Origin of the sequence: Caballeronia sp. NK8 (genome assembly GCF_018408855.1) — a bacterium.
Lineage (GTDB): Bacteria > Pseudomonadota > Gammaproteobacteria > Burkholderiales > Burkholderiaceae > Caballeronia.
In genome coordinates, this window is record NZ_AP024326.1 from 930,329 (window position 1) to 956,522 (window position 26,194).

Sequence of the window (26,194 nt, forward strand, 5' to 3'; positions counted from 1 at the left end):
GGTCTGCACGGCGCGAAAAGAGTCGTGCGAGGCGAATCCGCCTGATCAGGACATCATCAAAACCATAGCCTTGAAGTGTAGTTCAAGGTCAAGCGATAAGTGATGCTCACGGCACCTTACCCGGCCAATCCTTACGGATCAGTTCAAGTCCCTCCCGATAGGTCGTCACATCGAACCGGGGAAAGCGGCGCTTGAACTTCGTGGAATCAAAAAGGTTGTCCTGCTCGTAGCGGGGCAGCAATTCCCTGAGCTCGCGCACCTGCTTCGAGAACAGCCCGGCAGCGGTCAATGTCCACTTGCTGATTACCGAATAGCCAGGCTTGCGCCCAAAAGCCTGGCTACCCATCGCGACGAACTCCTTGTACGTCGGCCGGTCGTCGCTGCACGGCAGATGCCAGGTCTGGCCAAAGGCATCGGGAGCATTGCCCAAGGTCGCCAGCGCGCGGCTCGCGTCGGGCGTCCAGATAAGCGTGCGCCGCGTATCGTCGCGCACAGGCACACGCGCTTTCTTGCCGGCCTGAAGTTTTTCAATGACCAGCGCGTTCGTGATGCTCTGCGTCTTACCCGGGCCATAGAACTCAGGCGCCCGGCCAATGAGTACGGGGATCTCGCCGCGTAACATTTCTTCGAGCACCATCGAGGCCATCGCCGCGCGCACCTTGCCCTTGCGGCCCACTGGGGCGAAAGGCGCTCGCTCGGTCAATAGCCGCGCATCCTGCGGATACATGTAGGTGTTATCGAAATAGGCGAAGCTAGCGCCCGCTACGCGGCACGCATCCAGGGCGTTCTTCAGCATCGTGGGGAACTGCGCTTCCCATAGCGCCGTGTCTGGCGGCAGGCCGGCCGTAAAGTAGACGATGCTGCTTCCCTTAACCGCATCCAGGGTCTGCTTCGCATCGAGCAGGTTGGCGGACACCAGGGTGTCGCTGTCGCTGACCTTGCGTGGGTTGCGGCTGACCAGCCGCACGTCATTGGTGTATTTGCGCTGCAGCTCCCGCGCCAGTTCCACGGCTATTTGGCCGTTCGCCCCTAATATCGTTTGCATGCAGTCCGCCTCCATGAAAAATTGCACCTCTTAGTGCGATGGACCCAAGGTTAACTTTGAAGTAATGTTTAATGTCAAACCCTGTGAACACTCGAAGCACCTCGATCATGAAAATTGGAGAACTTGCAGAGCGCACCGGCCTGACCACCTCGCGCATCCGCTTTTACGAGCGCATTGGCCTGCTCAAGTCGGTCGAGCGCCAGAACAACGGCTATCGCAGCTACCCCGACGATGCGGTATTGGTACTCAAGCTGATCGCGACCGGGCAGAGCGCGGGCTTCAGCCTGGACGAACTGCGCACGTTACTGCCTCGCGACCTCGCCAACTGGGAACATGGCACCCTGCTCGACACGCTGAGCCGCAAGGTGAAGGACATCGAGGCCTTGCAGGCACAGCTTGCGCAAAGCAAGGCTCAACTGGTTGAACTGATGTGGCAGATCGAGGCCAAGCCGCAGGACATGGATTGTGCCGCCAACGCGCGGCGTGTTCTGTCGGAAATGCGGTTGGCGGAGGCCGAAATGCCTCCGACCAGCACGAGGGCCCGTCGCCGTCATTAGAAAGGCATCGTACCCAGTTGCTTAATCGCTTGACATTGAAGTTATATTCAACGTTAGAGTTCATCAACTGATTCCTTACTAGTGTCGTGAGTTAGAAGTTCGTTGAATCAATTTCCCGGTCTTTCTGGAATGACGAAATGTTGATTAAAGAGCCGCTCGGACTCGCGCAATCCTTCTTCGGTAAAGATCACGGACTTCGTCTTGTTGACCGGGTCTTCGATGAAACCTCGTTCGTAGAGCCGGTTCAGTACATCCCAGTCGAAACCCTTCCATGCACGGTATCGGTCATGCAGGGTCAGGTAGAGAAGTGCCAAGGCGACTTCATCAATTGCGTCGGTGTTGATGTTCATGATGCTTCGCCCGCGGCCTTCGTGACCCGCATACAGAACCGTTCGAGACTGGCCAGAATTTCATCAGCCGACTTGCTCCAAGAGAACGGCTGTGGATTGGCGTTATAGATCTCCAGGTATTGACGGATCGCGTCTTCGAGTTGACGTGTCGAGCGATGCGTAGCGCGTCGAAGGTATTTTTCAGTGAGCGAGGCGAACCATCGTTCGACCTGATTAAGCCACGACGCCGAGGTGGGCGTGAAATGAACATGGAAGCGGGGATGACGGGCGAACCAGGCTTTGATCGAGGGCGTTTTGTGCGTGCCATAGTTGTCCATCACCAGATGCACATCCAGGTGCGACGGCACGCTGGCTTCGATGGTGCGCAGAAAACGCACGAATTCGCTGCTGCGATGGCGCCGATGTACCTCGCCGATCACCTCGCCAGTCGCGATGTCCAGCGCCGCGAACAGCGTGGTCGTGCCGTGACGCATGTAATCGTGCGTGCGTCGTTCAGCGATGCCGGGTGCCAACGGCAACATGGGTTGCGTGCGATCGAGCGCCTGAATCTGGCTCTTTTCGTCCACGCACAACACCATGGCCTTAAGCGGCGGATCCAAGTAAAGCCCGACGATATCTCGCACCTTGTCGACGAACATCGGATCACTGGAGAGTTTGAACGTTTCCTGCCGATGCGGCTGCAAACCAAAAGCACGCCAGATCCGCGTGACCGCCGTTTGCGACAGTTTCATCTCACGAGCCATCGTGCGCGTGCTCCAGTGAGTTGCGCCGACAGGCACGCACTCAAGCGTCTTTGCAATAACCGCATCGACGCGCGCATCATCAATCGTTCTCGGCGCGCCGGGCCGAGGCGCATCGAGCAGTCCGTCCAGACGATTCATGACGAACCGCGCCCGCCACTTCGACACCGTTTGCTGAGTGACCCGCTGTTTCGCCGCGACACTTCTGTTGTCCAGTCCATCGGCACAGGCCAACACGATGCGGGCCCGCAATGCGAGGGCCTGTGCGGTCTTGCGTCGCAATGTCAGTGCTTGCAGTTCTTTGCGCTCCGATTCGCTCAGCACCAGTTCCCCTTTGGGCCGTCCGCTCATCCCTGCCTCCTCGCATCAAGTGCCACACAGAACACTTTAGTACGTGGTCGGCATCATTCAATGAATTTTTAACTCAGGACACTAGAAAGGTACGAGATGAACAGCCATTTCACTCAGGCTTGGTTCGCGCCGCAGACGGTTCGAGGAGGCGGCGCATGACCAGGCGAATACTTCACGTCGTCAGCAACGTCGCTCACTATGACGACCCGACGCAACCAACCGGCCTGTGGCTATCGGAGCTAACCCACGCGTGGCAGGTCTTTGCCGCCCATGGGTACGATCAGCGCATCGTGAGTCCGCTGGGTGGCCGTTCACCGCTCGAGCCTCGCTCGCTTAAGTGGCCGCTCGCCGATGCGTCCGTGAAGGACTGGCTGGCCGATCCTGCGCGGATGGCGCTGCTGTCGTGCACCGCGCGACCAGCCGAGATCAATCCGGTGGAATTCGACGCGATTTACTTCACCGGCGGGCACGCTGTCATGTGGGACTTCCCGGGCTCTGATGAGTTACAGCGCATCACCCGCACCATTCATGAGCGCGGCGGCATCGTTTCATCGGTCTGCCACGGCTATTGCGGGCTGCTGAACACGCGGTTGGATGAGGGCTCACTGCTGGTAGGCGGGCGGCGTATCACAGGGTTTTCGTGGCGGGAAGAAGTGTTGGCAGGAGTAGCCGCGAAGATGCCCTACAACGCCGAGGAGGAGATGAAACAGCGCGGCGCGCGCTACGAAAAGGCATGGCTGCCTTTCGTTTCGAATGTCGTTGTCGATGGCAGGCTGGTAACAGGGCAGAACCCCATGTCGGCGAAGGCGACGGCTGAGCAGGTGGCAGCAATATTGAAATCTTCATGAGCTACTGCCAGTCATTCCCCTGTGGAGATACGCGACGGCTTTCTCAACGGGAACGCTTTCGTCACTCCACATTTCGTCAGTCGAGAGGTTACAGTCCCATCCGAGACTCACTGCTGCTTCGCGAAAGTCGGCAACTTTCGGCCAGCGTCATACATACGCGACCTGTCTATTCGGAAGCTGCCGATATTGCGGCACGGTCTGGTATTCGACCTTTCTCGTTCAAGGCATGAAGCGACTTCAAATACCGTGCGGTCATGTGTCGGATTGTGGACGACCTATGCTGCTGTGTCGAACGTCTCAAACTGGCCGATCGGGTGAGGTCGCCAACGGCCGCTTATCGGCACTCCATTTCGCGAAACCTGAATTTGGCTGACTAACCGCTTTGGAGACGGCCGTCCGACCGGAGTGGGTCGATATGCGTCCGGCGAGCAAAGCCCGGCACCTGTCTACAGCATGATTCGTCGTCATCGCCTACCGAAGCGGCCATCCTCTACCTCCCGAGGGCTTGTCGGCCCGATTGCCCAGCCGATTGGTAGGGGGAAGCGGCTGATCAAGAAAAGCGCCTGATAGCCCACGGGTGCTGGCGTTGTATGCCCACCGCACGAATTGGTCAAGCAGCAGATGCTCCCGCGTCTTTACCTCAGCCAGTTCCAGCTCAAGGCGCGTCACCCGGTCGAGCGCAGCCCGTAGGGCCGCTGATACTGGACGCCCACCGCCGATGGTTGCGGTGTTGTTCGCCCGGTAAGTCTCGTACGCCACCCGGATCAGCTCTTGGTTGAAGAGCGCCTGCCGTGTGTAAGTGCAGTGCATTTTCTTTTCCACGGCTTTAATGAGAGCCGGCCACGTCAGGCGCCCCTCCCAGCCGCGGATTACCTCAATCACGGACTCAATCCGTTGAGGAGTCAGATTTGGAGATCGGCGGGCGCGGCTCATAACATCAGTTCCTTGATGGCGAAATCGACGCAGCGGTCGAACGTGGCTCAAGTAGCGAAACGACGGATTGGTCGGGAAGCGCCCCTCGGTCACGTATGGCAGCCTCCGACAGCGAGTAAACCCCTGATTCGCGAAATTGGATGACGGCGCCGTCTGAGATATTCGGATCGAGGAGTATGGCCAATAGCTGCTCAAGGCGTTCAACCGTTGCCCCATGCGTGTCCACCCACTCATCAGCGCCATAGATCCCATCAGCAACGGCCGCAAGCGCCAAATCTTGCTGATGTCGGGCTTCGCCCAACGCCTGGCGCACTCTCTCCGCCCTTCCGGGAAGTCCCTTGATGCAGACATGCTGACGGCAGTCGAGACACTTGCGAAACATCTCGCACGGCGACGATGTGAAATCGTGGATGCAGAACCCGTAGAGCGTTACATGCGCGGTCGGCACTGCCATCGCTACGAATTCGGCGTGAGAGACGGGAAGATTATGGGGGATCTCGGCGAGAGAGCCGATAGCCTTACCGTGGTCACCGATCGCGTCGCGAATTCGTTGCACGATCTCGTCGCTCGATTCGTGATCGTAGGCAGCGTTCTGATGAATGCTGGCGCGGCCGCTCCACTTCGCGACGTCCACTTGAGATAGGCTCGCGCCTTGGGCGAGCGTGTTGAGCCAGTGCCGGAACTGGTGAGTCTTGATGAACAGCCGTCGATCTGGATCGAGGCCGAGACGCTGGAACACCGTCGAGCTACCGGCGATCGCGTTCTGCCCCAGGGCGTTCGAGACGTGGTGGTAGCGCAGGGATTCGAACATTAACTTGCTACCTGCCGCCCGGAATAGCCCCAAGGGCATGACCAGCAGGGCATCCGAAAATTTCAGCCCGGTCTTTGCGTCCGCAACGGGAAACCCTCCGGGAAGCATTGAAACGACGTGCCGTTCGAAATCGGCAAAGCGGACAACCGACTCAGGTTTCTTCTTGTGACGCGGTCTGGTCGATATTTCAATCCCTGCCGCCTTGAGTCGCCTGCTCAGGTGGGACTGATGCCCTCTTGCTTCAGAGAGCGATCCTTGCAACGACGCAATCTCCGAAGAGTCCAGAAACTCCTGCGCTCGCAAATGCTCCAAGTCAGGAGGAAGGAATAGTTGGGTCGGATGCTGCTCGTACCAAAGGGCCATTGAGCGTGCCGGCGCTGTGACCTCACGAATCTTGCGCAGCGCCTCGCGAACCACGTCAGCCATACCGGGCAGAATCAGCTTGACGTGGTCGCCGTACCCCTTTGATCCGGGCCATCTGAGGCCGAGGTATCGTTTGCCATCTGTACCGATCTGCTCGACCTCGCAGTTCTCTGGTAGCGCCATCACCTCATTGATTCGCTCGGGAGCCGAGCACAGGATTGCAGCCACAGACGTGGGCAGTACATCTCTTGGCTCGATCGCGAGTCGAAACGCTGCAGCGAGGGCATCCAGCGCATCCTGGGATGGCATCTTGGCGAGTTTCCGCGCCTCAAACTCTTCGCCCACCCGACCAAACGTGCAGGCGCGTTGCTTTTGATACCTCCGGCTTCCCAGAGGATAGCGACAGAGGCCGCGCTCATCCATGAACCTGGCAATTTGCCCAAGCCGTGGGCCGGTCGCGTCCATCGTCGCAGCGCCGACATGCGGCAATAGCAGGGCGACCGCACTGTCGAACGTCGTCGCATCGCAATCGCAGATGGACGGAAGGCCGAGGGCGTCAAGCGCCAGATCGAGCGCCCGAAACGCTTCGATAGCCCTTTGCTGTGCAATGGATGAGAGGCAGGCGACCTCGCTGCGCACGTATGCCTTGGCGAAATCTCGCACTCGATCCGATAACGGTTGTCCGCCATCCTTTAGCTTCCTGGAAAAGTACAGGCGGATCGTTCCGTGGTTGGCCCTGCGTTCGCCGGAGGACCGGCAATGTGCCGTGACATCCCAGCAGTCGAGGCCGAAGTCGAGATCGACTCCAAATGCCACCACGTCATTGCGCGCGTGCGCAATGTAAGCGGCTAGATTTTGCTCGGCGGATGCCTTGGACATTGGTTCGAAAGCGTGCGCCGTCAATTTTGCCCCTCGGTAGCTGCGCGGCAACGGGCGACAACATCCGCTACGGCAAGAATGGTCCGGTCGTTGACCGAAGCGTGGCGCAGGTCGGTCATCTGCTTTAGCTCTTCCCGCTCAACAAGAAGTTGGTCAAGAAGAACTTCATGCGGAGCGTCAACCCACGGGTTGAAGTAGCTGCACGTGTAGCAAGCCAGTGGGGCGGCAAGTCCGCAATACGCGAATTTCCCGCATCCGCCCACCCGTTCCAGCGCATTTTGCGAGGCAAAGTGGATGACTTTGCTGGTCGCGACATCATCCCGCGGGACAAGGGTGCCTGCAAACGCCTGCGCGATCGGTGCGATCTTTAGGGCCATGGCCTTGTCTATGCGCTCCATCATCGCTGGCCTTGTTTCAATATAGACGAGGCTGGAATCAACCCAACTATGGTCCATCAGGTCGGCGATAACAGGCGCACTCAGCCCCTCGGCCGCAGCACGCGTGCCGAAGGTACGGCGTAGCCGTGTCTGGAATAGATCAAGCGGGCGACCGGTGCGGTGAGAGGTTACATGCAGCTTGTTGAGCAGCCGAGACAGCTTGGCGCCAAGGTCTTTGCCAGAATAATGTCCCGCCAGCGCAATCTGTGAGAGTTGCGCGGATCGCCGTTTCGTATCAAGAGACGGAAAGAGCGGGGACTCCTCCGGCGCTATACCGTTCTCGATAGCCCACGCCTTCGCAGCGTTGCATTGGCTTCTCACGAGTTCACCGATGCCGGACGCAAGCTTCCGCGGGCGAAATAGCGTGCGCGGACGGACGCCTTGCCCCTGTTTGAGGCGAGTGACTTGAAGAATGAAGACGGATGTGCCGTCTTGTCGTTTGCTTTCGGTCAAATCCTTGACTTTGATTGATGCGAGCTGGAGCGGGCGTGCGCCCAGCGTCAGGGCGAGGACCATCAGAGTGTAGTCGGCAAGCTGAAATTCGCCGGTCGCAAACCCCTTGCGCATCGCTGCGACAACGCCGTCGTATTCGAGGTCGGTCAGTGGGCCGGCATCGGGATCCATCGTCCGAACAGCTGCCCCGACCTCGTGCGTCTCCGTCGCAAGCTTCGGCAGCAACCGCTGTAGATCGCCAGTCAGGCCGTATGCGCCGGTGCCAGCCCACAGGATCAACTGCTCTTTTAGGCGGCGGAGCTGGTAGCGCTGCCGCTTGTTAAGAGATTCACCGAACCGTAAGAGATCGCCGACGTCGATCTCATCGATCTCGTTCCCGTCCGGGCCGTCGGCTAGAAACCGAATAAACACGCGATATGCCGATAGCGCCTGCGTCACGCGAGAAGGCGAGATGCATTGCAGTAGCGTGGCGCAGGCACCCTTGATTCCGTCTCGGAGCTTGCCGCTGGCGCCCGGAAGGTTGCGGAAATTGAACGAGGCGGGACCGGCGGCCGTTGCAACAACCCATCGGTCGGGTGTCGGATCGAACATGTACCCATCTATAGTCTTGAGGCTCGCGGCACGGCCGTCCGAGGACGCGGCCAGAGAATGCCCAAGGTTAGCCAACATGATCGTCGTCCCCGCCGGCGTCAATCACCGCTTGTTGGATTCTTATGGACACCTCGGTGGCCACTCGCCGCGTACGCCGCTTGAGGTAGTGCTCCGCCGAAGCTGATGTTGCCGACCAACCCATGGCATGGATGCGACCGCGGCGTTCATCCTCTTCGGACAAGCCTGCATGGTCTGCTACCTCGGAAAAGTCTTCGTTCCACGTATGCCTCAACACATGCGAGGACAGGTTCCCGCCGACGCCCGGATGTTTGTTGCGCAGCGTGCGGTAGATCTTGGACACGGCCGCCATGGAGAGCGGTGCGCCGGTGTTGGCTACGAACAGGAAATCGTGCTTCCGAGCGTCACGAATCTTCGAGCGATATTTCACGACATGCTCGTGGGTCAGGTGCGCCAACTCCTTGCTGATGCCTATGCGGCGTTCCCTCGTTTTCGGATTGGGTTGATATTTGCGAGGGTCCTTTTTGCTGTCGTGCTGCCGAACGATATCGGCCATGCAGCGGTTAAAATCGGTCAGCTTGATCCGCAGATTGAGCAATTCGCCTCGGCGCAGGCCCGTGCCCATTCCCCACGTCACCAGCAGGCGGTTCCGGTCCCTAACGAACTCACCCGTCCACGGATTGTCCGGCGTAGCAGGATCAATAACACGCAAGAGAGTTTCGCGCTCGGGTCCCGTGAGGCTGAGCCGATCCGAACCTAACCGTGCTTTCGGCGTCCGATTGGCCAGTACGGCCAGAAATTCCCGGAGCACGGCCATATAGGTGGATTTTTCATCCAGGGTCTTGCAGACAGTCGCGGCCGCTCGCTGCCCCAGCCATTCCAAATACATTCGAGAGTAGTACAACCGGATAGCCGCAGTGCTGGTCGACACATCGGGTTCCGTAGTTACCTTCGGCGCCCGTCGGCGCGCCTGCTCAAGCGAAATGATCTCCGGAAAAACTCGATCAATCTTGGTACCGGCGGATTCAACCGGTCAACGCAACGCCCAACGTCTCGGCCAATTTCTCCGCTGGCGTCATAAAACCCAAGGTCTGCCGCGGCCTTTCATTGAGCCGCTTGGCAATTGCGTTCAACTCAGCCTGTGAGTAATGATCCAACGGCTGGCCTTTTGGAAAGTACTGCCGCAGCAATCCATTGGTATTCTCGTTACTCCCTCTTTGCCACGGCTTTCGCGGTTCGCAGAAGTACACCTGCATATCTGTCGCCATCGTGAACTGCGCGTGAGCTGCCATCTCCGTGCCCCGATCCCATGTCAACGAGCGCTTCAATTGCGCAGGAAGCTTGCGCACCTGCTTGATCAGCGCCTGCGTGACGCTCTGCGTGTCTTTGCCCGGCACCTTCACCAGCACCAAATAGCGTGAATGCCGCTCCACTAGCGTAGCAACGTGCGTGTCGATTGAACCTGCAACCAAATCGCCTTCCCAATGCCCTGGCACAGCGCGATCCTCGGCCTCGGCCGGGCGTTCGCTGATCGGCACCGCATCGATGATCGTGCCGCGATTCTGACCCCGCTTCGAGGCGCATTTCGGACGACGCACTGCGCGCCTGGTGCGAAGCTCACTGATCAATTCCTTCTTCAGCGCTCCACGCGTCTGGATAAACAGCGTCCGATAGATCGTTTCGTGCGAAATGTGCATCTCCTTGCGTTGCGGGTATCGCCTCTTGAGCCAGCCCGAGATCTGCGCAGGCGACCATTGTAGGCGCAGCCCTCGCGCGACCTGCCTACACAAGCGCGCATTGCCCGCCAGCGCGCATTGTTTCGGACGCAACGCGCGCCTCCAAGCCAACTCATCGGCCGCATGCGCGCGATACTTCTCGCGCCCTCCATTGCGGCTCACTTCACGGCTGATGGTCGATTTGCTTCGCCCCAACTGCGCTGCAATCGACCCATACGACTCATTCTGGCTCAACGCTCGCGAGATCTCTTCGCGCTCGCATAAGCTCAAAGCACGCGCTGCGCGCTGGCGCGGCGCCGGCGCGATCCCGCCATGTTTGGCGATATGCCGGTGCGTTGAGCCGACATCCCGCTGTAACGCCCGCGCAATCGCACTGACGCTTTCCCCATTACGCCAAAGCTCCCAGAGCCGCCGCCGCTGCGCTTTGCCCAACCAAGGCTTTCTCTGTCGAGTCATCGATGCTCCCCACCTGTATCACGATCATTAGATCAGAGGTGTTGCATCGACCGGTTGAATCCGCCCCTCCTTTCGATGAACGAGGTCCGTACGCGGCACGCACCAGTTCGTCCAGCTCGTGGACGTCTAGGAACTGCGCACTCGAAAACCGCTGATGGAGGTCAATGTGACGCTGACTGGTAAAGGTCAGCAACAGTTGCACGCCACGAAGTGCCTGCTCGATTGTCGCCGCCGACCCGCTTTTCGGACGAACCCTGCTCGTCGCGTAGACGCAGGCATCAAAAACTGGCATCCCGCCGTGCGTGCTCATCAGCAATGGCATCCGCTCCCCATTCTCGAATACAAGCGTCCGTACCGAAAACAACTTGGCAAAAGTCATTTTGTTCGGGAGGTGGCAAGAGCATCTAGGCAAATCTTGACGGCCTGCACAAAGGTGCAGCCGGTCACGTGCGACACGAAGTCGATCGTGCCTCCGCCGCCACGATTCTTCGCGCCCTCCGGCAGCAACTGGTTGACGAACTTCGGCCCAGTAATGACGAAATGGAAGTCTCTCCCCTGATAGCCTACTTGTACGCGCTGACTGCGCCGGCTCGGATCAAGCGGCGCATAGCCGGGATCAAGTTTGTGAAAGGCGCCGATGTGGTCCAGCACCAGCGAGAACGGCGCCAATCGCGCCTCGTCGACTTGATCCTGACTCCACGGTCCGTAACTCATAGCAAAGGCACTCCTCAACTGCACTACTGCATTGAAATGGAAAGCCAATTTACGGACCTCAATTAACGCTCGTCCAGAAGTCAACCATATGACGGCGAGGTAACCGCCGCCGTCACTTAGTGACAATTCGTTGCGGTGCCCCTCAGGAAAGCGAACACTGAGATTTATTTACCGTTTGCTCTGAAGTCGCCTTAACACCTCCGAAATGAAGGAATCCTTACTAAATAGCGCACTGAATAAGCGTTTCCCGGCGCAAAACGTCGTGAACGTGACCGGCGTGCGGCGGCCAATGCCATCTTCATGATTACAGTATTAACCACATCTTCAGTAACTAGCACCATTTTGTTACCTTGAAGGTTCTTCCATTAGCCATTTTTGGTACCGGCAGCAGCGTCGCATCGTCGCCCTCGACTTGAACACAGCGAGGCTTCTGTCGGACCCGTCGCCGTTAGAAGCCCCCGCGAGCTCAGGCCTTTGCGGCAACAGGAAGTCGGAAGGGGGCGCCGAGACGGTTGAAAGCATTCATCGCGGCAATCGTTATCGTGAGATCGACAAGATCCTTTGGCGCGAACACTGCCGAGGCCGCCGCGTAGGCGTCATCCGAAGCATGGGTTTCGCTGACGCGAGTCACTTCTTCGGCCCAAGCCAAGGCAGCGCGTTCTTGTTCGGAGAACAGGTGCGGAACCTCGACCCAAACCGATATCAGCGTGATCTTGTCGACGGACATGGTCTTCCTAAGATCGCGACTGTGCATGTCGATGCAATGGGCGCATCCGTTGATTTGAGAAACCCGAAGGAACACGAGATGAATCAGTTCCTCAGGCAGGTTGGTGCTCTTGGTCACATACTGATGGACACCGAAAAGCGCCTTCGCGCCGTCCGGGGCGATTTCGCTCCATTTCAAGCGGGTCATCTGCATCCTTTGCCATTCGGCCATAAATGATGTCTCTTGCGCCACGGGCACAGGTCGGGTACGTCGCGTTACTGTGCGGTCCATGACATAACGCGACGTTACTACTCCGAGAATCCGGGCAAAAGGTCCAAGATCGGGCGAAATAACTAGGCCAAAGACTTTGCGCACGCTTCGCATCGGGGTCGACCGTGCTGCGTCGGCACCCATTAGCCGCAGGTCTCACGAGCGTCACGCTAGCGATTGCTGAAGGAAGCCTTCGAACCTGCGTCCGGCAACGCCGGAGCGTCGACAGGGACCTCGATTCTTTTCGATCGCATGAGAATGACCTCTTTACTGAGATCGCTGCGGCCGGGCTGGCGCTGCACGAGGCGTACACCGTCTACGGTGCCTCGCGCGTCTCGCGTGCCTACTGCATCATGAGTTCGTTGGACGACCTGCGCGCCGCGGCAAGCTGCGCCGACAACCACGACGTGTACCGCGAGATGGTACGGCTCGAGGCGGAATCAACCTTCGCCTTTCAAGGTCAGCGATGGCTAGCCGATGTCGCCCCTCACCTGCTCGCGCCGGAACTGACGGCCGACGTCGCGCGCGCAAAGGCAGCGGCCATCGATCGCCAAGCCATCGAGGCAGAGATACCTGCGCACCTGCTTTTCTCGTCAGGGTGGCCGACCGTGCGCCCGACGCGCGACGAAGCAGAGCTACTGGCAAGCGTGCGCCGCCGCGTCGCTCATGCAGTGGGTATCGAGATCGGCTACACGAGCGCCACCGATGTCATGCGCCGGTACGACGAGCTGCTGGCGCAGCGTTCGTTCGCGCCCGCCGCAGAAATACCCGCACAAGCAAGCTTCGCTTTCTAACGGGCGAAAAAAAACGCCACCCCCCGGAAACCGGAGCGTGGCGTCTGTTGCAAGAGACTAGGCAAGACAAAGAGATAGCTGTGCCTCGGCCGCGAAGAACGAAGGGTCAGGCGCAGCGCCTTCGCGTGCCGGCGCCACCTCCCACAGCACTTGTGACTCGCTGAAAGCGCGCAAACCGTATAACAATCCGTCCGTGTCCTCGCGGTCCAGCAAGTCGCCGAAGGCAAAGCTGAAGGTGGCCGGCGCCGGTTCACCATCGGACACGAGTCCGAGCAGCTGCGCAAGCTCGTCCGCACGTTTAATCCGCCAGTCGTCAGTGCCCTCAGGCGCACGCGTCACCGTGACGCGCGTCGCCGGCGGAACCGGCGACGCGTTCCTGACAGCTTCTCGGAACGCTGGCATCGCCTTCTTGGCGAAGCCGGGCGTCTCCATCTCGATCGGATAAGCGACTTCCGTGACGAACGAGCCGATCGCGTTGTACTCCCAGCCGGCGTGCCGCCACGGCGCGGAACCGATGGCAATGAGGCGATTCTCGCGATCGATCGAGTGGCAACGGACCTGCGGCATGCGATCCATCGCCGCCTTTGATGCAGATCGCACCGGGACATCTAGTCGGGCCGTTCCGCAGTCATACTCCTTCAGAACGCGCCACGCGCTGAGTGGCCCGCTGTTCCCGTAAATCGCCAGCAGCAGGTTGATGTCCGCGTACAGTGAAACGCTCAAGCTGCCGCCGACCAACTCATCGATACGAGACTCGAAGCCAGCCCGGATCAACGACAGCCGGACATTGTCCAACTGTGATTCAGGCACCGCCGAGTAGCACGAGGAGCCGACCGACAGATCGATCGTCCGATCCCTAAGAAGCGCGGGCTTAGCGAGCTCATTTCTCCAACTGGCAATGTAGTTCTCCGGCTTAATTGACCCATTTCGGCTTCGGAGCACTCCGCCTTCGCAATTGCTCGCGTGTGAGAACAGGCGGCGCATGACCTGCGCATAGTTGCCCAGCGCCACGGCCGACCAGGTGTCGGTGTGCGGATAGACGTTCGACTCATAGCCGCGTTCGAACAACGCGTATATCCATTCGCTGTCGGCCTTCTGCAGTGCACCTGCGCGCTTGCCCGTCAAAATAGAAGAACCCATGATTTGCTCCATTGGTGCGCGGAGCAGCCCCAGCGGGCTGCGTACCCGCTGAGGTGTGAAAAGAAAAAGCCGGCCCCGTTGCTGGGGTCGGCCGTGACAACAGCGCTTTCTCAAGCAGCCAGCTTCACCTTTCGGCTCCTGCTGGCCTTCTTTACGGGCGGCTTCGGGATCTCATATCCGAAGCGCGCCCACGCGGCCGGGTCCAGCGGAATCGGATTCGTGCGCCCCGTTGCGAGGTTCACGAACACGCCAGAGAAAGGCACTGCACCGGTACGAAACATGGTCCACAGCATGTTGAACGCTTGAACGGCGATCGCCTGGTTGATGACCAGGGACCGCTTGCGCAGCGCCTCGGCCATGGAACACGACGGCGTTTCGTCTTTCGCATCGAGCTTGGCGTCGAGCAAATCCGGAAACAACTCGCCCACATGCGGCAGCCGTTCAGGATGCTTCAGCGCGTAGCTCTTGCCACAGACCTGACCAATGACGACTTGGCCGCGATCCGTGTCGTTACCGCAGTCGAGGTAATACGCCCGGGTGTGCTGCGCCGCGCCAACAATCGCGGCCCGAGCGGCCCGCGTATCGACGCAGCCGATCACGAGATCGACGTTGTAGAGCGGCTCGCCCGGACCGAATCGCCGGGTCCGCCCGCCAGTTCGTGCCCATCAGTGCGTTTAGCCGATTGACGATGAGCGAGGCTTTGTACTCGCCTACGTCGTTCGGATAAAAGCCCTGACGGCCGACGTTGGTCGGGCTGACCGTGTCGTCGTCGAACACCGTGCAGTCGATCCCGCCGGGATGGCCAAGTTCCAGCATGGCGTGATGCAGCCGCGCGAGGCTCGGGAGCACCGCACTTCCGGTGCCGCCCGCGCCTACTACGACCACATTCCAGCTTCGCTCGAGCATGCGTGAAGGAAGCAGATAGCGGATGGCGCCTGTCATGCCGCCTCCTTCAACTTAGCCGCCGCGTACCAACTGCTCGGCACACGCTCGACGTCTTCGAAGATCCCCTTCGCACAGAGTCGCATCGCCATGCTGGGAACCGATGATGCACAGTTCCCAACGACAAACGCGAACTTCGTCTCATGCCGATCATCTTCGTCGTCGGTCGACGAAAAGAAGGCCGGATGAGCACCATGCGAATGGCAGTCGAGCACGCGCAATTCGCCCGCGAGAAGCGTCGGTCGCTCATACTTCAGCGAACCGGTGCCCTGCGACAGCACCCTCACGGGGGCCAGACGAAACTGCTTGGTCTCGACGTTCCAGACGATCCATGCACCCGTTTCAAGCGGATGCGCGAGCCGTGCCATTGCCACGAACTCGCCGATCAGTTCCGGCGGCACCGTGCCACAGCGCAGCACCGTCGATTCGACCACTCGTCCATAGGGGATCGCAGTCGGAACCGTATAGTGCGCAACGCGGCGAACGACCGACAGCCACGGAAGATCGATTTCGATGAAGACACCGTTCTCGCCGATTAGCAACCGCTCGCCTGCCGCCTGCATGGGCGCCACCGGCTCGCGCCGGGGCACCATGACAGTGGGAAACGAGCGCTGAAGCGCAACATCACCGGCGTTCAAGCGAACTGCATTGGAATCACCAGCATTCATTTGAGACCTCCTGTTTTGCTGGCGATCAGCTCAGCGAGAGTAATGTCCATGGAGACGAGCGCCTTTTTCGGAAACTGCTCGCCGTACTTGCCGTCGAGCATTTCCTTCCAGAATGCGAATTCCCCTTTCGGATGTGAAACACGTTTCTTGCCGTGATTGGGGTGGGTGAAGGCGGATTCGAAAAATCCGCTCTCCCATCCGGCGATCGATTCCACATCGATACGCTTGGGCACTTGCGCCGAGCCGATGCAGATCCGCCCCCAGTCCCAAGTGTTAAAGTAAGGCGGTTCGTGCAGCTTCGATGCAGGCGTTGGCCGGCTGTCTTCCTTCAGCGCGAACACGGAAAACCCGCTCGAAGCTGCACGGAACACCAACCCTGGATGCGGGACGACCGCACTGCGCCGTCCGATCTCCTGACAATCGAAGAAGACTCTTCGCATCGCCGGTCTGCACCACCACATCACCGCTTCTTGCGACACCGCGAGCACCGTCTCAGGCAGAAATTCCGCCTTCGGCGCCGCGTTTTGAGCCAGCTCGCGCAAGCAGTCGATGAGCGCCATGCGGTCGATCGGCCTTCCGGCACCAATCGTCGCCCGGCCGCTTTTGCCCTGCATCACCGGATGAACGGTGCCGTAGACGGCGCTGCGGTCCTGACGGCCGTACAGCAAGATGGCGCTGATCGCCGCGAGTTCGTCGACGCGGTCGGAGCCAATATCAAGCCCTTTCATACAAAACTCCTCGTTATGCCGCGAGACCCGCGATGACGCGGTCCAGTTGGCCAAGAATGGTTAGGCCCTGCGACCAGTTCGCGTACTGCTTGCGAATGGTGTCAGGCGTAGAGGCAATCGGCGTGAAGCCGAGGTAAGTCGTGCCGTCGCCGGCGCTGGCGAGGTACTCGTAGTGCGAATCGAGTACATCGCCGACGCGGCTGTCGTTTTGCACGGTGAGCGTCGCGGCTGCATATGCGCAGCGGGGCCGATACTCGCAACCGAAGAGGTCGCGATTGCCCACCCGCTGCAGCATCAACGACAGCTTTTCAAGCTCCGCGCAGATGCGGCGCGTGCGCCCGGAGGTAAAGCGCTGAAGCCGCCTAAGGGCCGCGACGCCAAGCGCCCGTTGAGGCAGATAGCGTCGGCTCTTTGCGTTCCAGCGGTAGACGTCCATGTCGTCGGGACAAAGCTGCGGACGTACAACGGAAGGGAGGTAGTGCTCGCTCTCCGTTTCGTCGTCGCCGAACCGGTCCGTCAGCATCTCGCGCGCTTCCTCATCGGTCGCGTTCGAGTCGCCGTCCCAGAACCAGGAAGCGAATTCCCCAAGGAATTCGTCCGGCGTCCGAATCCACATCGTGCGTCCGGCTGCACGATTGATCAGCACCATTGCCGTCGACACCAACCGGGGATGAACATTGCGAAGGTCGGCGGCACCTCTGCCGATCTCGAAGATGCTTTCCTCCGTTATCTCGATGCCGAGATAGACGGGCGAGGTCGGATTGAACTCGCTGCTGTCCTCCTGATACTGGACAACGTCTTGCACCGCCTGCACGTCGCACAGCACGAAGTCAAAACCAAGGCAGTCCAGACGCGGCGTATGACGCTTGGCCCACGAAAAGAAACCGTGGGCAAGCGCGTCACCCGCGCCTTTGAACTCCTGTACGTCGCGCGGCCTCAGCACGCCCGAGTTGAACTGGGCCGCGATGAGGCTGGCGACATCCTTTTCGGCGTTCCAACGCATCACTGCGCGCGTTTTGACGTCCGAGCCGATGGCCGGGAGGCTTAGAAAATCATTGGGAGTTCGACGTCGGGCAGAGGGAGCGCGTCGCGGTTGCCAAGGCTCTCCCGAGACAGCGACTTCTGCACCAGACGGGCGAGGATCGAAGAGCATTGCTCGATCTCCTTGTCATGAAAAAAAACCGCCCTTCCGGGCGGTTGCTGATGGGAAAGCGCCAGGTCCAGGTCGGACAAGGCTTTAAGGAGGTCGCGCTTACGCATCGACGCGGCAGGCCATGACTGCACCCTTGGCACCGGCCGCGCGCACAAACGCGAAGCGCATCACATCGCCTTCCGTCGTCGGCCCGTCAATCGCCGCGGTCGTCAGCTCCGGATACTGCGCGGAGTAGAGATCGCGGACATCGTCGGGCGAGAAGGTCGGGCCCGGATCGGGGAAGGTCACGCCGTTGTAGACGAACTCGCGCGTGAGCTTCGCAATTTGGATAGCCATGTCTGCTCCTTAGTCGAAAAGCGATGCGAGGTTGGTCCCGGTGTTAGCCGGTTCCGCCGATGATTCCGCTGCGGTCGATGCGCTCGGGGCGGTGCTCTGCCCTTCAGCGTCGTCACTTGCGTCGTCTTCATCGTTGTCCGCGTCGGCGCTCGATCTGCCGGGCGCAGGCAAAGCAGGCTTGCTTCCGCCCTTAGCCAGCGTCTTGGTCGCTTTGGAGACGTGCGTCGTCTTGGCGGCTTCGAGGATGGCGGTGGTCGCAGCAACCTGCTCGGCGAGCGACGCGTGCGCGCCCGTATAGGCCGCGAGCGCGTCGACGAAGCCCGCGTCGAGTTCGGCCGCCATCGCGGTGAGCGCGAGCGGCTGAAGCATGGCGGCGTCTTTTGCCGTGCCTTGCGGCATGACACAGACAACCATCTCGTCGCCCTTCATCTGCAAGGACAGCATGAGCTTCGTACAGTGACGCAGAAGCGGTTCAATAGCTGCAAACATGGAAAACTCCTGAGAAAGAAAAAGACCGCGCGGAGGCGGTCTTTAAAGGGATGGAAACTACGATCGATGCGGGCGAGCCGCGCGTTAGAACTTGAGCACCTTCGGGATCTTCCCCGCGTAGTCGAAGCCTTCGACTGCCAGAAGCGCGTCGATGACCTCGGACTTGGACTTGCCGAAGACCTTCTTGAAGTTGTCGCCGAGCGCGGCACGAATGCCCAGCTCGTCGGCAACCACCATCATTTCGGACTTCGTGATCAACTCCAGAAACTCTTTGCAGAGCTTCCAGTGCTTGGCGAGATCGAGGTGATGGTGCTTGCACAGACGCGTGAGGTGCTGGACATCGAGGCCCTGGATCGCGGCAACCGTCACACCGGTGACGGCATGCGCGAGCTTCGCGTCGTCTGCGGCAGCCGTCGAGGCTGCAGCTTTCGACACGTCACCGGACGCGACCTGCTCCTCGGTGAGCTTTTCCCAGATGCCCGAGAGCGTCTTTTGATCGACGCAGCGCATCTGGTCGGACAGTGCGATCGCAACGAGGTATCGCTGAGCTAGCGCGGGATCGGCTCCCACCTCGCGGCGCAGGGCTTTACGCCACAACGCCACGCGATACGCTTTGATCCGGTCCGACTCAGCCACCACCGTCGCCGGCGGATTGCTTGTCGTCGATGGCGTTGACGAACCGGCTGCTGCCTTCGCTGCTGCAGGCGACGCTTTCGCGCCCGCCTTGGCTGCTTCGGGCTTCGACTGCGTCGGGGCTTTGACCGCTTGCAGTTGCGCGGCCACCTTCTTCATGTTGCAGACGGTGTCGAAACACTGGCCGCGATAGACCTTGCCGATCGAGTCAGGCAGGCCGCTCACCGCCGCACCGTAGTTCTGGCACGCGTGACACGCCTTCGCCTGCTCTTCGCCGACGCCCTTCGGGCCGTCGACGGCGAGTTGCACGCGCGTGTGGTTGTCGCCAGCACGTACGATGCGCACGACCGGATATTCGTCGCGCAGGCCAGTGGCCGTCGCTTCGAGCATCTTTTGGGTCTTCTCGTTGTAGCAGGTGCGGTTCGCACAGTTTCCCGTACCGATGGATTCGCCGAACATCTCACCCTGCGTGGACGAGTTGTGCGGGCATCCAGCGCAGTCGGCCTTGTCGAAGATCGCGGCTGCCAACGAACAGGCGACCTGTTCGATGGTTTTCTTGACCTCCGCCACCGCCTTACCCTCCTTGATGATCACCGGCAGCAGCTTGTCCTGCGTCTCCTTGGGGACCGCAGCGAGCAGCTCGGCGTGACCGAGGAGGATCTGGCGCGTGCTGAGCGCATCGAGCACAGGCGTGCTGCAGTTCGTCAGCGCGAGACGCTTATCCAACGTCGCACGCGACCAGCCGAAGATGCGCGCGACTTCGTCGCGATCGCCTTTGCACAGCCCGACTTGCTCGGCCGCGGCGATCGCTTCTTCAGCGGGTGACATGTCGGCTCGCTGGATGTTCTCGATGATGGCGAGTTGCTTCGCTTCGACCTCATCGATGTCTCGAACGACGACCGGGATTTCATAGTCTTCGCCGTGCGCCGCGAGCGCCGCCTTGTATCTGCGGCCACCAGCGACGAGGCTGAAGCCGCCGTCAGCGAGCGTGCGCACGATGACAGGCTGAATGACGCCCTTTTCGCGAACAGACGCGGTCAGCTCTTCCATCTCCGCCGCATCGAAGTACTTGCGGGGATTGACGCTGACCTGAATTTGCTTGAGGGCGAGAGTAGGTTGCTGTTGCATGGCAGGGCTCCTGAGAGGGAACCTGCCCCCTTTGGGAGTGGTTCCCAAAGGGTTGAACAACGTGGGCTGACGAAAGTCAGCGCGGGGTCGATGCGTCTATGACGCGGGTGATAGAGCAAAGATAGCGGGTTATTTCGCGAGCTTGCCCCGCGAAAGCTCACGAATTTATGTCGTCTTTCATAGCCAGGCGGGGCGCGGCTCATCTCGTCCGCGTCCAACGGCTTGCCGCGCGTCCACGCGAGGCGATGTACCGCGACGATGTCCGCCGCGAGCCGCTCTGAATCGGCCGCAGATAACGCGAGGCCGACTGACCGAACGTCGTCTGCACCGACCGCGACCTTAAAGAATAGTGTGACGTCTCGATACCCGGGCGCGTCCAGCTTGTTTTCGTACTGACACGAATGCACGAGGCCGTCGTCCGGCAGCGGCGTGTGCGCCGGCTCATCAGCCAGCCCCCATCGTCTGATCATCGCCAGCCAGCGGGCTTCTCCATTAGGAAAGTAACGATGCACTTCCGTCGCGTGCCGACTGTCCAGCCGCAGCAACTGCATGCAGTGCTCCAGCAAATCATCGTCGAGCCGTCGAAAGTCCCAGAGGTTGAATGGGAAGTCGTCGCCATTGTAGAGGCCTGCTAGTGTCGTGAGTTAGAAGTTCGTTGAATCAATTTCCCGGTCTTTCTGGAATGACGAAATGTTGATTAAAGAGCCGCTCGGACTCGCGCAATCCTTCTTCGGTAAAGATCACGGACTTCGTCTTGTTGACCGGGTCTTCGATGAAACCTCGTTCGTAGAGCCGGTTCAGTACATCCCAGTCGAAACCCTTCCATGCACGGTATCGGTCATGCAGGGTCAGGTAGAGAAGTGCCAAGGCGACTTCATCAATTGCGTCGGTGTTGATGTTCATGATGCTTCGCCCGCGGCCTTCGTGACCCGCATACAGAACCGTTCGAGACTGGCCAGAATTTCATCAGCCGACTTGCTCCAAGAGAACGGCTGTGGATTGGCGTTATAGATCTCCAGGTATTGACGGATCGCGTCTTCGAGTTGACGTGTCGAGCGATGCGTAGCGCGTCGAAGGTATTTTTCAGTGAGCGAGGCGAACCATCGTTCGACCTGATTAAGCCACGACGCCGAGGTGGGCGTGAAATGAACATGGAAGCGGGGATGACGGGCGAACCAGGCTTTGATCGAGGGCGTTTTGTGCGTGCCATAGTTGTCCATCACCAGATGCACATCCAGGTGCGACGGCACGCTGGCTTCGATGGTGCGCAGAAAACGCACGAATTCGCTGCTGCGATGGCGCCGATGTACCTCGCCGATCACCTCGCCAGTCGCGATGTCCAGCGCCGCGAACAGCGTGGTCGTGCCGTGACGCATGTAATCGTGCGTGCGTCGTTCAGCGATGCCGGGTGCCAACGGCAACATGGGTTGCGTGCGATCGAGCGCCTGAATCTGGCTCTTTTCGTCCACGCACAACACCATGGCCTTAAGCGGCGGATCCAAGTAAAGCCCGACGATATCTCGCACCTTGTCGACGAACATCGGATCACTGGAGAGTTTGAACGTTTCCTGCCGATGCGGCTGCAAACCAAAAGCACGCCAGATCCGCGTGACCGCCGTTTGCGACAGTTTCATCTCACGAGCCATCGTGCGCGTGCTCCAGTGAGTTGCGCCGACAGGCACGCACTCAAGCGTCTTTGCAATAACCGCATCGACGCGCGCATCATCAATCGTTCTCGGCGCGCCGGGCCGAGGCGCATCGAGCAGTCCGTCCAGACGATTCATGACGAACCGCGCCCGCCACTTCGACACCGTTTGCTGAGTGACCCGCTGTTTCGCCGCGACACTTCTGTTGTCCAGTCCATCGGCACAGGCCAACACGATGCGGGCCCGCAATGCGAGGGCCTGTGCGGTCTTGCGTCGCAATGTCAGTGCTTGCAGTTCTTTGCGCTCCGATTCGCTCAGCACCAGTTCCCCTTTGGGCCGTCCGCTCATCCCTGCCTCCTCGCATCAAGTGCCACACAGAACACTTTAGTACGTGGTCGGCATCATTCAATGAATTTTTAACTCAGGACACTAGGAACTGGGCAGCGACGCGCGCTTGTCCGGAGCTACCTTCCGCTACGTCAAAGAGATGGGCAAGCGAATCCAAGCTCGCGTCGCGATCCTGAGCGCGTATCTCGGCCGCCCGCTGCGCGGGTGTCGTTCCGCCCGCCGCTTTAACAAGGAAGTCGTCAACGGTCGCTTGGAGTGCTTCGGCTAAATGCGTTGGGACGGTGAAGGTGATGGATCGGCTGCGGGGTGTCGGCCAATCACTCATAGCATTGTCGTGGCGTGACCGGCGCTCGAAGTGGAACCTGTTCGCATCATGCCATGAGTGAAAAAGTGCGCCGGCAGAACGCCGGCGCCCAAGACGATCGGCGCATAACCGGGGGACACCAGACCGCGAACGGAGCGTATTGGCTTTAAGGGCCAAATGATGCGGCGCAACGAACACTCGCGCTCGCGATGGCGAGAACACCCCAACGCGTGGCGCGAACGGTCACCAAATCTCGGGTGAAGGGGGGAAAAAGGTTCTTCGCTGATCCAGGGGACCGTTCGCGATAGGCTCTATCCGGCCACATCCGGTCATTCATGTCCACGGCGACACGGACATTCGAAAGTCGGCTGCAGACAGGTAGCGGACGCTGATTCGCTCAGGCGAGTCAGCACGGGTGGAGGGGGACGGAAGTGTAGTGTTGGCACAGGCGCTTTGTCGTCTCCTTTCGATCACGCGCTTCCAGTTGAGGGCAACCTTCCCCGCAACCATGCGTAGCCCATATGCATGAATGCACATAGCCTATACGTCGTAGTTTCGGCGAGCTCTGTCGTGTTTGCTTTTAATATCCTTGTTCGGTTGTCCCATTGCGGGATTTTCCATCGTCAAAGCGGCAAGGAGAGAGTTCATGTTCGACTGGGAGGATTTACGCCACTTCGTCGCATTCAGTCAGGAACAATCGCTCGCGAAAGCCGCCCGGCATCTGAAGGTCGATCACGCGACCGTCGCGCGCAGGATCGCTTCGCTCGAACAGTCCCTCGAACTCAAGCTGGTTGACCGCCGCCCACGCGCCTATGTGCTGACGGAAGACGGTGAACGCATCGCCGAACGGGGCAGGCGCATGCAGGAAGAGTCGTTTGCGGTGGAGCGAATGTCGGTCGGCGGACAGGAAGTCGTTAGCGGCGAGGTGGTGATCAGCGCGCCGCCGTCGATGTCGAGCAACGTCATTGCAACTCATCTGGGCAGGCTGCGCGTGCAGCATCCGGCGCTTCGCGTCCGCCTGATCGCCGACACGCGCAATGTGTCGCTGATAAGAAGGGAAGCGGATATTGCAGTTCGTCTGAGCAGGCCCACCGAGGCCGATCTCGTCGCACGCAAGATCGGCGTGGTTCCGTTCGCGTTTTACGCGTCGCCGGACTATCTGGCGTCTCGTGCGCCCGAAGACTACGAGTTCATCGGATATGACGACAGTCTCGAAGGATCGGCTCAGCAGATCTGGCTGGACGCGCAGACGAAGTCACGTCCCGTCGTTCTGCGCAGCAATAGTCTCGACGTGCAGGCAGCCGCCGCGCGGGCAGGTGTCGGGGTGGCAATTTTGCCCTACTTTCTCGGAGACTGGGACGAGAGCCTCAGCATCGTCGAACGGCCGGGCGAGCCAATGCAGCGCGAGATATGGCTCTCCATTCACAACGATCTGCGGCACGCTCCGGCGATCCGCAGTGTCATGCAGTTCATTGCAAGCTGCTTTCCCGGTAACGGCTGACGCGGGCAGCGCGCCGCGACAGCTTGTGCATTTTCTCCAGGACGGTACGCACATTTCGGGAATTGGCGGATAGAAGGCCGGTGGCAATAATGCATTCACCGATCGACGAACAGGCACACGGCAGATCGCACACCTGCCGCCTGATCGTCGAACAGCTTCTCATCTATCCGCCAAGGAGCACGAAATGAAACGCTTTTTGATCCCGGCCATCATTGCCGGCGCTATCGTATCGTCGTCTGTGTTCGCCGAGTCTGCCACGCACGGCAAGACCCGCGAAGAAGTCCGGGCCGAACTCGTTCAGGCCCGCGCAGCGGGCGTGTTCGACGCGCCCGACGCCACCTATCCCGACGCCCAACTGCGCGCAGCCGCCGCGCTCCAGAACGCCGGCACGAGCGCCGCGAATACCGACGCCTCTTCCGTGGGCGGCACCGCCACAGGCGGCACGCAAAGCGGGCGCCGCACCGTGACCGCGCCGGAAGCACGGGACAGCATCTATTTCGGTCAATGACCGCCAATGCGTAACAGCGCCGGCATCTGTCGCAAGTGATGCGGCTGCCGGCTCACGTCAGACAGGCAAGGAGTACCGTGATGGAACAGTTCAAGATGCGCATCGGCAGCGAGTGGCGCGGTGCGAGCGATGGCCGGACCTTCGAGAGTATCAATCCCTACAACGGCGAAGTCTGGGCGGAGGTGCCGCGCGGCACGGCCGACGATGTCGATGCAGCCGTGCGCGCGGCGCATGCTGCATTTAGAAGCGGCCCGTGGGCCGCGATGACCGCGAGCCAGCGTGGGATGACGCTTCACAGGATCGGCGATGCCATTGCCGCGCATGCAGAGGAACTCGCCGAGCTGGAGGTCAGGGACAACGGCAAGCTGAAAGCCGAAATGCTGAAGCAGATGCAATATCTGCCGCAATGGTTCTACTACTTTGGCGGTCTCGCCGACAAGATTCAGGGCGATGTTACGCCGTTCGATAAGGCGGGCATTTTTCACTACAGCACGTTCGAGCCGCTCGGTGTCGTCGCGACGATCGCACCGTGGAATTCTCCGCTGCTGCTCGCGGTGTGGAAAATCGCCCCAGCGCTCGCCGCCGGCAATACGGTCGTCATCAAGCCATCGGAATTCTCGTCGGCGTCTTCCATTCTCTTTGCGAAGCTGTGCGAAGAGGCGGGCGTGCCGGATGGCGTCGTCAATATCGTGACCGGCTTCGGTAAGGAAGTCGGCGAACCGCTGGTCGGTCATCCCCTCGTCGCGCGCGTCGCTTTCACCGGCAGCGAAGGCGGCGGTCGCCATGTCTACGAGAACGCGGCGCGCTCGTTCAAGCGCGTTTCGCTCGAACTGGGCGGCAAGTCGGCCAACATCGTGTTCGAAGATGCCAACCTCGACGATGCCGTGAAAGGCGCCGTCACCGCCATTTTTTCGGCCACGGGCCAAAGCTGCATGGCGGGATCGCGCCTGCTCGTGCATTCGAGCATCCATGACGAGTTCGTCGAACGGCTGGTGAATTTCATGAAGGGTGTACGGCTCGGCGATCCGATGTCGCCGGATACGAACATGGGTCCCGTATCGACTCAGCCGCAACTCGAGAAAACGCTGTACTACATCGACGTGGCGAAACAGGAAGGCGCACGCCTCGTGTTGGGCGGTCATCGCTCGACGCGACCCGGCACGGAGAAAGGCCTGTTTGTCGAACCGACCATTTTCGTCGATGTGCGCAACGACATGCGCATCGCTCAGGAGGAAGTGTTCGGACCCGTCGTGGCGGTCATCAAGTTCGACACGGAGGAGGAAGCGATCGCCATAGCCAACGACAGCAACTATGGTCTCGCGGCCGGTGTCTGGACGCGCGACCTTCGCCGCGCCATGACGGTGCCGAAGCGGCTGGAAGCGGGCAGCGTGTGGGTCAATGCCTATCGCCTCGTCAGCTATCTCGCACCGTTCGGCGGCGTGAAGGCCTCGGGAATCGGCCGTGAAAACGGGATTCGCGCGGTCTACGAATACCTCGAAGCAAAGAGCGTGTTCATCAATCCGACGCCGGGTGTCGAAAACCCGTTCGTGCTGAGCTAGGCAAAAGCGGATACCCAAGCAGGCAGGTCAAGACTATGCGTTCGACGTGGATACCCTCT

Annotated in this window: 27 protein-coding genes; 6 read left to right on the forward strand and 21 right to left on the reverse strand. The window is 60.1% G+C overall.

Annotated elements, in window-relative coordinates; genetic code table 11:
• Window positions 1–106 precede the first annotated feature (106 nt).
• Entirely contained in the window at window positions 107–1,045 is a 939-nt protein-coding gene (locus NK8_RS37205) for an NAD-dependent epimerase/dehydratase family protein (RefSeq protein WP_213233596.1), read from the reverse strand.
• A gap of 107 nt (window positions 1,046–1,152) precedes the next feature.
• On the opposite strand from NK8_RS37205, the gene NK8_RS37210 reads away from it, so the two are divergent.
• A complete protein-coding gene (locus NK8_RS37210) occupies window positions 1,153–1,602 on the forward strand; it encodes a MerR family transcriptional regulator (RefSeq protein WP_213233597.1) in 450 nt (149 codons plus the stop codon).
• A 107-nt stretch (window positions 1,603–1,709) separates the two neighbouring features.
• Here the strand turns inward: NK8_RS37210 and NK8_RS37215 are convergent, their stop codons facing one another.
• On the reverse strand, window positions 1,710–1,952 hold the full coding sequence (locus NK8_RS37215; RefSeq protein ID WP_028371617.1) for a DUF6429 family protein: 243 nt from the start codon (window positions 1,950–1,952) through the stop codon (window positions 1,710–1,712).
• Window positions 1,949–3,043 carry an IS630 family transposase gene (locus tag NK8_RS37220; protein WP_213233598.1) on the reverse strand — a complete coding sequence of 365 codons (1,095 nt, stop codon included), beginning with the start codon at window positions 3,041–3,043 and terminating at the stop codon, window positions 1,949–1,951. The genes NK8_RS37215 and NK8_RS37220 overlap by 4 nt, the downstream gene beginning before the upstream one ends.
• 155 nt (window positions 3,044–3,198) lie before the next feature.
• On the opposite strand from NK8_RS37220, the gene NK8_RS37225 reads away from it, so the two are divergent.
• Complete coding sequence (locus NK8_RS37225) at window positions 3,199–3,891, forward strand: type 1 glutamine amidotransferase domain-containing protein (RefSeq protein ID WP_213233599.1); 693 nt, start codon at window positions 3,199–3,201, stop codon at window positions 3,889–3,891.
• A gap of 937 nt (window positions 3,892–4,828) precedes the next feature.
• Here NK8_RS37225 and NK8_RS37230 read toward each other — a convergent pair.
• The 7 genes from NK8_RS37230 to NK8_RS37260 all read right to left on the reverse strand — a co-directional run bounded on the left by NK8_RS37230 (window position 4,829) and on the right by NK8_RS37260 (window position 12,195).
• Window positions 4,829–6,877 carry an integrase gene (locus tag NK8_RS37230; protein ID WP_213233600.1) on the reverse strand — a complete coding sequence of 683 codons (2,049 nt, stop codon included), beginning with the start codon at window positions 6,875–6,877 and terminating at the stop codon, window positions 4,829–4,831.
• 20 nt (window positions 6,878–6,897) lie between these two features.
• On the reverse strand, window positions 6,898–8,358 hold the full coding sequence (locus NK8_RS37235; RefSeq protein ID WP_213233601.1) for a site-specific integrase: 1,461 nt from the start codon (window positions 8,356–8,358) through the stop codon (window positions 6,898–6,900).
• Between the two features lie 67 nt (window positions 8,359–8,425).
• Entirely contained in the window at window positions 8,426–9,307 is an 882-nt protein-coding gene (locus NK8_RS37240; RefSeq protein ID WP_213233602.1) for a site-specific integrase, read from the reverse strand.
• Between the two features lie 94 nt (window positions 9,308–9,401).
• Complete coding sequence (locus NK8_RS37245; RefSeq protein ID WP_213228989.1) at window positions 9,402–10,568, reverse strand: IS30 family transposase; 1,167 nt, start codon at window positions 10,566–10,568, stop codon at window positions 9,402–9,404.
• Window positions 10,501–10,947, reverse strand: coding sequence for a hypothetical protein (locus NK8_RS37250; RefSeq protein WP_213233603.1), 447 nt, complete (start codon window positions 10,945–10,947; stop codon window positions 10,501–10,503). The genes NK8_RS37245 and NK8_RS37250 overlap by 68 nt, the downstream gene beginning before the upstream one ends.
• Window positions 10,944–11,282: a hypothetical protein gene (locus NK8_RS37255; protein WP_213233604.1), complete on the reverse strand. Its 339-nt coding sequence runs from the start codon at window positions 11,280–11,282 to the stop codon at window positions 10,944–10,946. The genes NK8_RS37250 and NK8_RS37255 overlap by 4 nt, the downstream gene beginning before the upstream one ends.
• 466 nt (window positions 11,283–11,748) lie before the next feature.
• A complete protein-coding gene (locus tag NK8_RS37260) occupies window positions 11,749–12,195 on the reverse strand; it encodes a carboxymuconolactone decarboxylase family protein (RefSeq protein WP_213234042.1) in 447 nt (148 codons plus the stop codon).
• Window positions 12,196–12,383: 188 nt separating this feature from the next.
• On the opposite strand from NK8_RS37260, the gene NK8_RS37265 reads away from it, so the two are divergent.
• The gene (locus NK8_RS37265; protein WP_225936574.1) at window positions 12,384–13,052 is read left to right on the forward strand and encodes a hypothetical protein; all 669 of its coding nucleotides are present in this window, start codon (window positions 12,384–12,386) and stop codon (window positions 13,050–13,052) included.
• A 57-nt stretch (window positions 13,053–13,109) separates the two neighbouring features.
• Here the strand turns inward: NK8_RS37265 and NK8_RS37270 are convergent, their stop codons facing one another.
• From NK8_RS37270 to NK8_RS37315, 11 genes are all read right to left on the reverse strand, one after another.
• The gene (locus tag NK8_RS37270; RefSeq protein WP_213233605.1) at window positions 13,110–14,204 is read right to left on the reverse strand and encodes a hypothetical protein; all 1,095 of its coding nucleotides are present in this window, start codon (window positions 14,202–14,204) and stop codon (window positions 13,110–13,112) included.
• Window positions 14,205–14,302: 98 nt separating this feature from the next.
• Entirely contained in the window at window positions 14,303–14,791 is a 489-nt protein-coding gene (locus tag NK8_RS43910; RefSeq protein ID WP_367657830.1) for a PRTRC system ThiF family protein, read from the reverse strand.
• Window positions 14,703–15,134, reverse strand: a complete 432-nt coding sequence (locus NK8_RS43915; protein WP_367657831.1) for a ThiF family adenylyltransferase — start codon at window positions 15,132–15,134, stop codon at window positions 14,703–14,705. The genes NK8_RS43910 and NK8_RS43915 overlap by 89 nt, the downstream gene beginning before the upstream one ends.
• A complete protein-coding gene (locus NK8_RS37280; RefSeq protein ID WP_225936575.1) occupies window positions 15,131–15,802 on the reverse strand; it encodes a PRTRC system protein A in 672 nt (223 codons plus the stop codon). Before NK8_RS37280 ends, NK8_RS43915 begins: the two co-directional genes overlap by 4 nt.
• Window positions 15,799–16,530, reverse strand: coding sequence for a PRTRC system protein B (locus NK8_RS37285; protein WP_213233606.1), 732 nt, complete (start codon window positions 16,528–16,530; stop codon window positions 15,799–15,801). The genes NK8_RS37280 and NK8_RS37285 overlap by 4 nt, the downstream gene beginning before the upstream one ends.
• A 13-nt stretch (window positions 16,531–16,543) precedes the next feature.
• The gene (locus NK8_RS37290; protein WP_213233607.1) at window positions 16,544–17,683 is read right to left on the reverse strand and encodes a PRTRC system protein F; all 1,140 of its coding nucleotides are present in this window, start codon (window positions 17,681–17,683) and stop codon (window positions 16,544–16,546) included.
• Between the two features lie 99 nt (window positions 17,684–17,782).
• Window positions 17,783–18,019 carry a PRTRC system protein C gene (locus NK8_RS37295; RefSeq protein WP_213233608.1) on the reverse strand — a complete coding sequence of 79 codons (237 nt, stop codon included), beginning with the start codon at window positions 18,017–18,019 and terminating at the stop codon, window positions 17,783–17,785.
• Window positions 18,020–18,028: 9 nt separating this feature from the next.
• Complete coding sequence (locus NK8_RS37300; RefSeq protein ID WP_213233609.1) at window positions 18,029–18,508, reverse strand: PRTRC system protein E; 480 nt, start codon at window positions 18,506–18,508, stop codon at window positions 18,029–18,031.
• 84 nt (window positions 18,509–18,592) lie between these two features.
• Window positions 18,593–20,269, reverse strand: a complete 1,677-nt coding sequence (locus NK8_RS37305; RefSeq protein ID WP_213233610.1) for a PRTRC system ParB family protein — start codon at window positions 20,267–20,269, stop codon at window positions 18,593–18,595.
• Between the two features lie 660 nt (window positions 20,270–20,929).
• A complete protein-coding gene (locus NK8_RS37310; RefSeq protein ID WP_028371617.1) occupies window positions 20,930–21,172 on the reverse strand; it encodes a DUF6429 family protein in 243 nt (80 codons plus the stop codon).
• Window positions 21,169–22,263, reverse strand: coding sequence for an IS630 family transposase (locus NK8_RS37315; protein WP_213233598.1), 1,095 nt, complete (start codon window positions 22,261–22,263; stop codon window positions 21,169–21,171). Before NK8_RS37315 ends, NK8_RS37310 begins: the two co-directional genes overlap by 4 nt.
• A gap of 950 nt (window positions 22,264–23,213) precedes the next feature.
• Here NK8_RS37315 and NK8_RS37320 point away from each other — a divergent pair.
• The 3 genes from NK8_RS37320 to NK8_RS37330 all read left to right on the forward strand — a co-directional run bounded on the left by NK8_RS37320 (window position 23,214) and on the right by NK8_RS37330 (window position 26,135).
• The gene (locus tag NK8_RS37320) at window positions 23,214–24,068 is read left to right on the forward strand and encodes a LysR family transcriptional regulator (protein WP_213233611.1); all 855 of its coding nucleotides are present in this window, start codon (window positions 23,214–23,216) and stop codon (window positions 24,066–24,068) included.
• 184 nt (window positions 24,069–24,252) lie between these two features.
• Window positions 24,253–24,576, forward strand: coding sequence for a DUF4148 domain-containing protein (locus NK8_RS37325; RefSeq protein ID WP_213233612.1), 324 nt, complete (start codon window positions 24,253–24,255; stop codon window positions 24,574–24,576).
• A gap of 80 nt (window positions 24,577–24,656) precedes the next feature.
• The gene (locus tag NK8_RS37330; RefSeq protein ID WP_213233613.1) at window positions 24,657–26,135 is read left to right on the forward strand and encodes an aldehyde dehydrogenase; all 1,479 of its coding nucleotides are present in this window, start codon (window positions 24,657–24,659) and stop codon (window positions 26,133–26,135) included.
• Window positions 26,136–26,194 lie beyond the last annotated feature (59 nt).

Excerpts from the sequence above, each read along its gene's own strand:
- NK8_RS37235 (WP_213233601.1), bottom strand. The coding sequence starts at position 8,358 with ATGTTCGATCCGACACCCGACCGATGGGTTGTTGCAACGGCCGCCGGT.
- NK8_RS37305 (WP_213233610.1), bottom strand. The coding sequence starts at position 20,269 with ATGCAACAGCAACCTACTCTCGCCCTCAAGCAAATTCAGGTCAGCGTC.
- NK8_RS37215 (WP_028371617.1), bottom strand. The coding sequence starts at position 1,952 with ATGAACATCAACACCGACGCAATTGATGAAGTCGCCTTGGCACTTCTC.
- NK8_RS37225 (WP_213233599.1), top strand. The coding sequence starts at position 3,199 with ATGACCAGGCGAATACTTCACGTCGTCAGCAACGTCGCTCACTATGAC.
- NK8_RS37245 (WP_213228989.1), bottom strand. The coding sequence starts at position 10,568 with ATGACTCGACAGAGAAAGCCTTGGTTGGGCAAAGCGCAGCGGCGGCGG.
- NK8_RS37330 (WP_213233613.1), top strand. The coding sequence starts at position 24,657 with ATGGAACAGTTCAAGATGCGCATCGGCAGCGAGTGGCGCGGTGCGAGC.
- NK8_RS43915 (WP_367657831.1), bottom strand. The coding sequence starts at position 15,134 with ATGACAGGCGCCATCCGCTATCTGCTTCCTTCACGCATGCTCGAGCGA.
- NK8_RS37205 (WP_213233596.1), bottom strand. The coding sequence starts at position 1,045 with ATGCAAACGATATTAGGGGCGAACGGCCAAATAGCCGTGGAACTGGCG.
- NK8_RS37285 (WP_213233606.1), bottom strand. The coding sequence starts at position 16,530 with ATGAAAGGGCTTGATATTGGCTCCGACCGCGTCGACGAACTCGCGGCG.
- NK8_RS37220 (WP_213233598.1), bottom strand. The coding sequence starts at position 3,043 with ATGAGCGGACGGCCCAAAGGGGAACTGGTGCTGAGCGAATCGGAGCGC.
- NK8_RS37315 (WP_213233598.1), bottom strand. The coding sequence starts at position 22,263 with ATGAGCGGACGGCCCAAAGGGGAACTGGTGCTGAGCGAATCGGAGCGC.
- NK8_RS37325 (WP_213233612.1), top strand. The coding sequence starts at position 24,253 with ATGAAACGCTTTTTGATCCCGGCCATCATTGCCGGCGCTATCGTATCG.
- NK8_RS37310 (WP_028371617.1), bottom strand. The coding sequence starts at position 21,172 with ATGAACATCAACACCGACGCAATTGATGAAGTCGCCTTGGCACTTCTC.
- NK8_RS37230 (WP_213233600.1), bottom strand. The coding sequence starts at position 6,877 with ATGTCCAAGGCATCCGCCGAGCAAAATCTAGCCGCTTACATTGCGCAC.
- NK8_RS37295 (WP_213233608.1), bottom strand. The coding sequence starts at position 18,019 with ATGGCTATCCAAATTGCGAAGCTCACGCGCGAGTTCGTCTACAACGGC.
- NK8_RS37320 (WP_213233611.1), top strand. The coding sequence starts at position 23,214 with ATGTTCGACTGGGAGGATTTACGCCACTTCGTCGCATTCAGTCAGGAA.
- NK8_RS37210 (WP_213233597.1), top strand. The coding sequence starts at position 1,153 with ATGAAAATTGGAGAACTTGCAGAGCGCACCGGCCTGACCACCTCGCGC.
- NK8_RS37260 (WP_213234042.1), bottom strand. The coding sequence starts at position 12,195 with ATGACCCGCTTGAAATGGAGCGAAATCGCCCCGGACGGCGCGAAGGCG.
- NK8_RS37250 (WP_213233603.1), bottom strand. The coding sequence starts at position 10,947 with ATGACTTTTGCCAAGTTGTTTTCGGTACGGACGCTTGTATTCGAGAAT.
- NK8_RS37290 (WP_213233607.1), bottom strand. The coding sequence starts at position 17,683 with ATGCTCTTCGATCCTCGCCCGTCTGGTGCAGAAGTCGCTGTCTCGGGA.
- NK8_RS37270 (WP_213233605.1), bottom strand. The coding sequence starts at position 14,204 with ATGGAGCAAATCATGGGTTCTTCTATTTTGACGGGCAAGCGCGCAGGT.
- NK8_RS37300 (WP_213233609.1), bottom strand. The coding sequence starts at position 18,508 with ATGTTTGCAGCTATTGAACCGCTTCTGCGTCACTGTACGAAGCTCATG.
- NK8_RS37280 (WP_225936575.1), bottom strand. The coding sequence starts at position 15,802 with ATGAATGCTGGTGATTCCAATGCAGTTCGCTTGAACGCCGGTGATGTT.
- NK8_RS37255 (WP_213233604.1), bottom strand. The coding sequence starts at position 11,282 with ATGAGTTACGGACCGTGGAGTCAGGATCAAGTCGACGAGGCGCGATTG.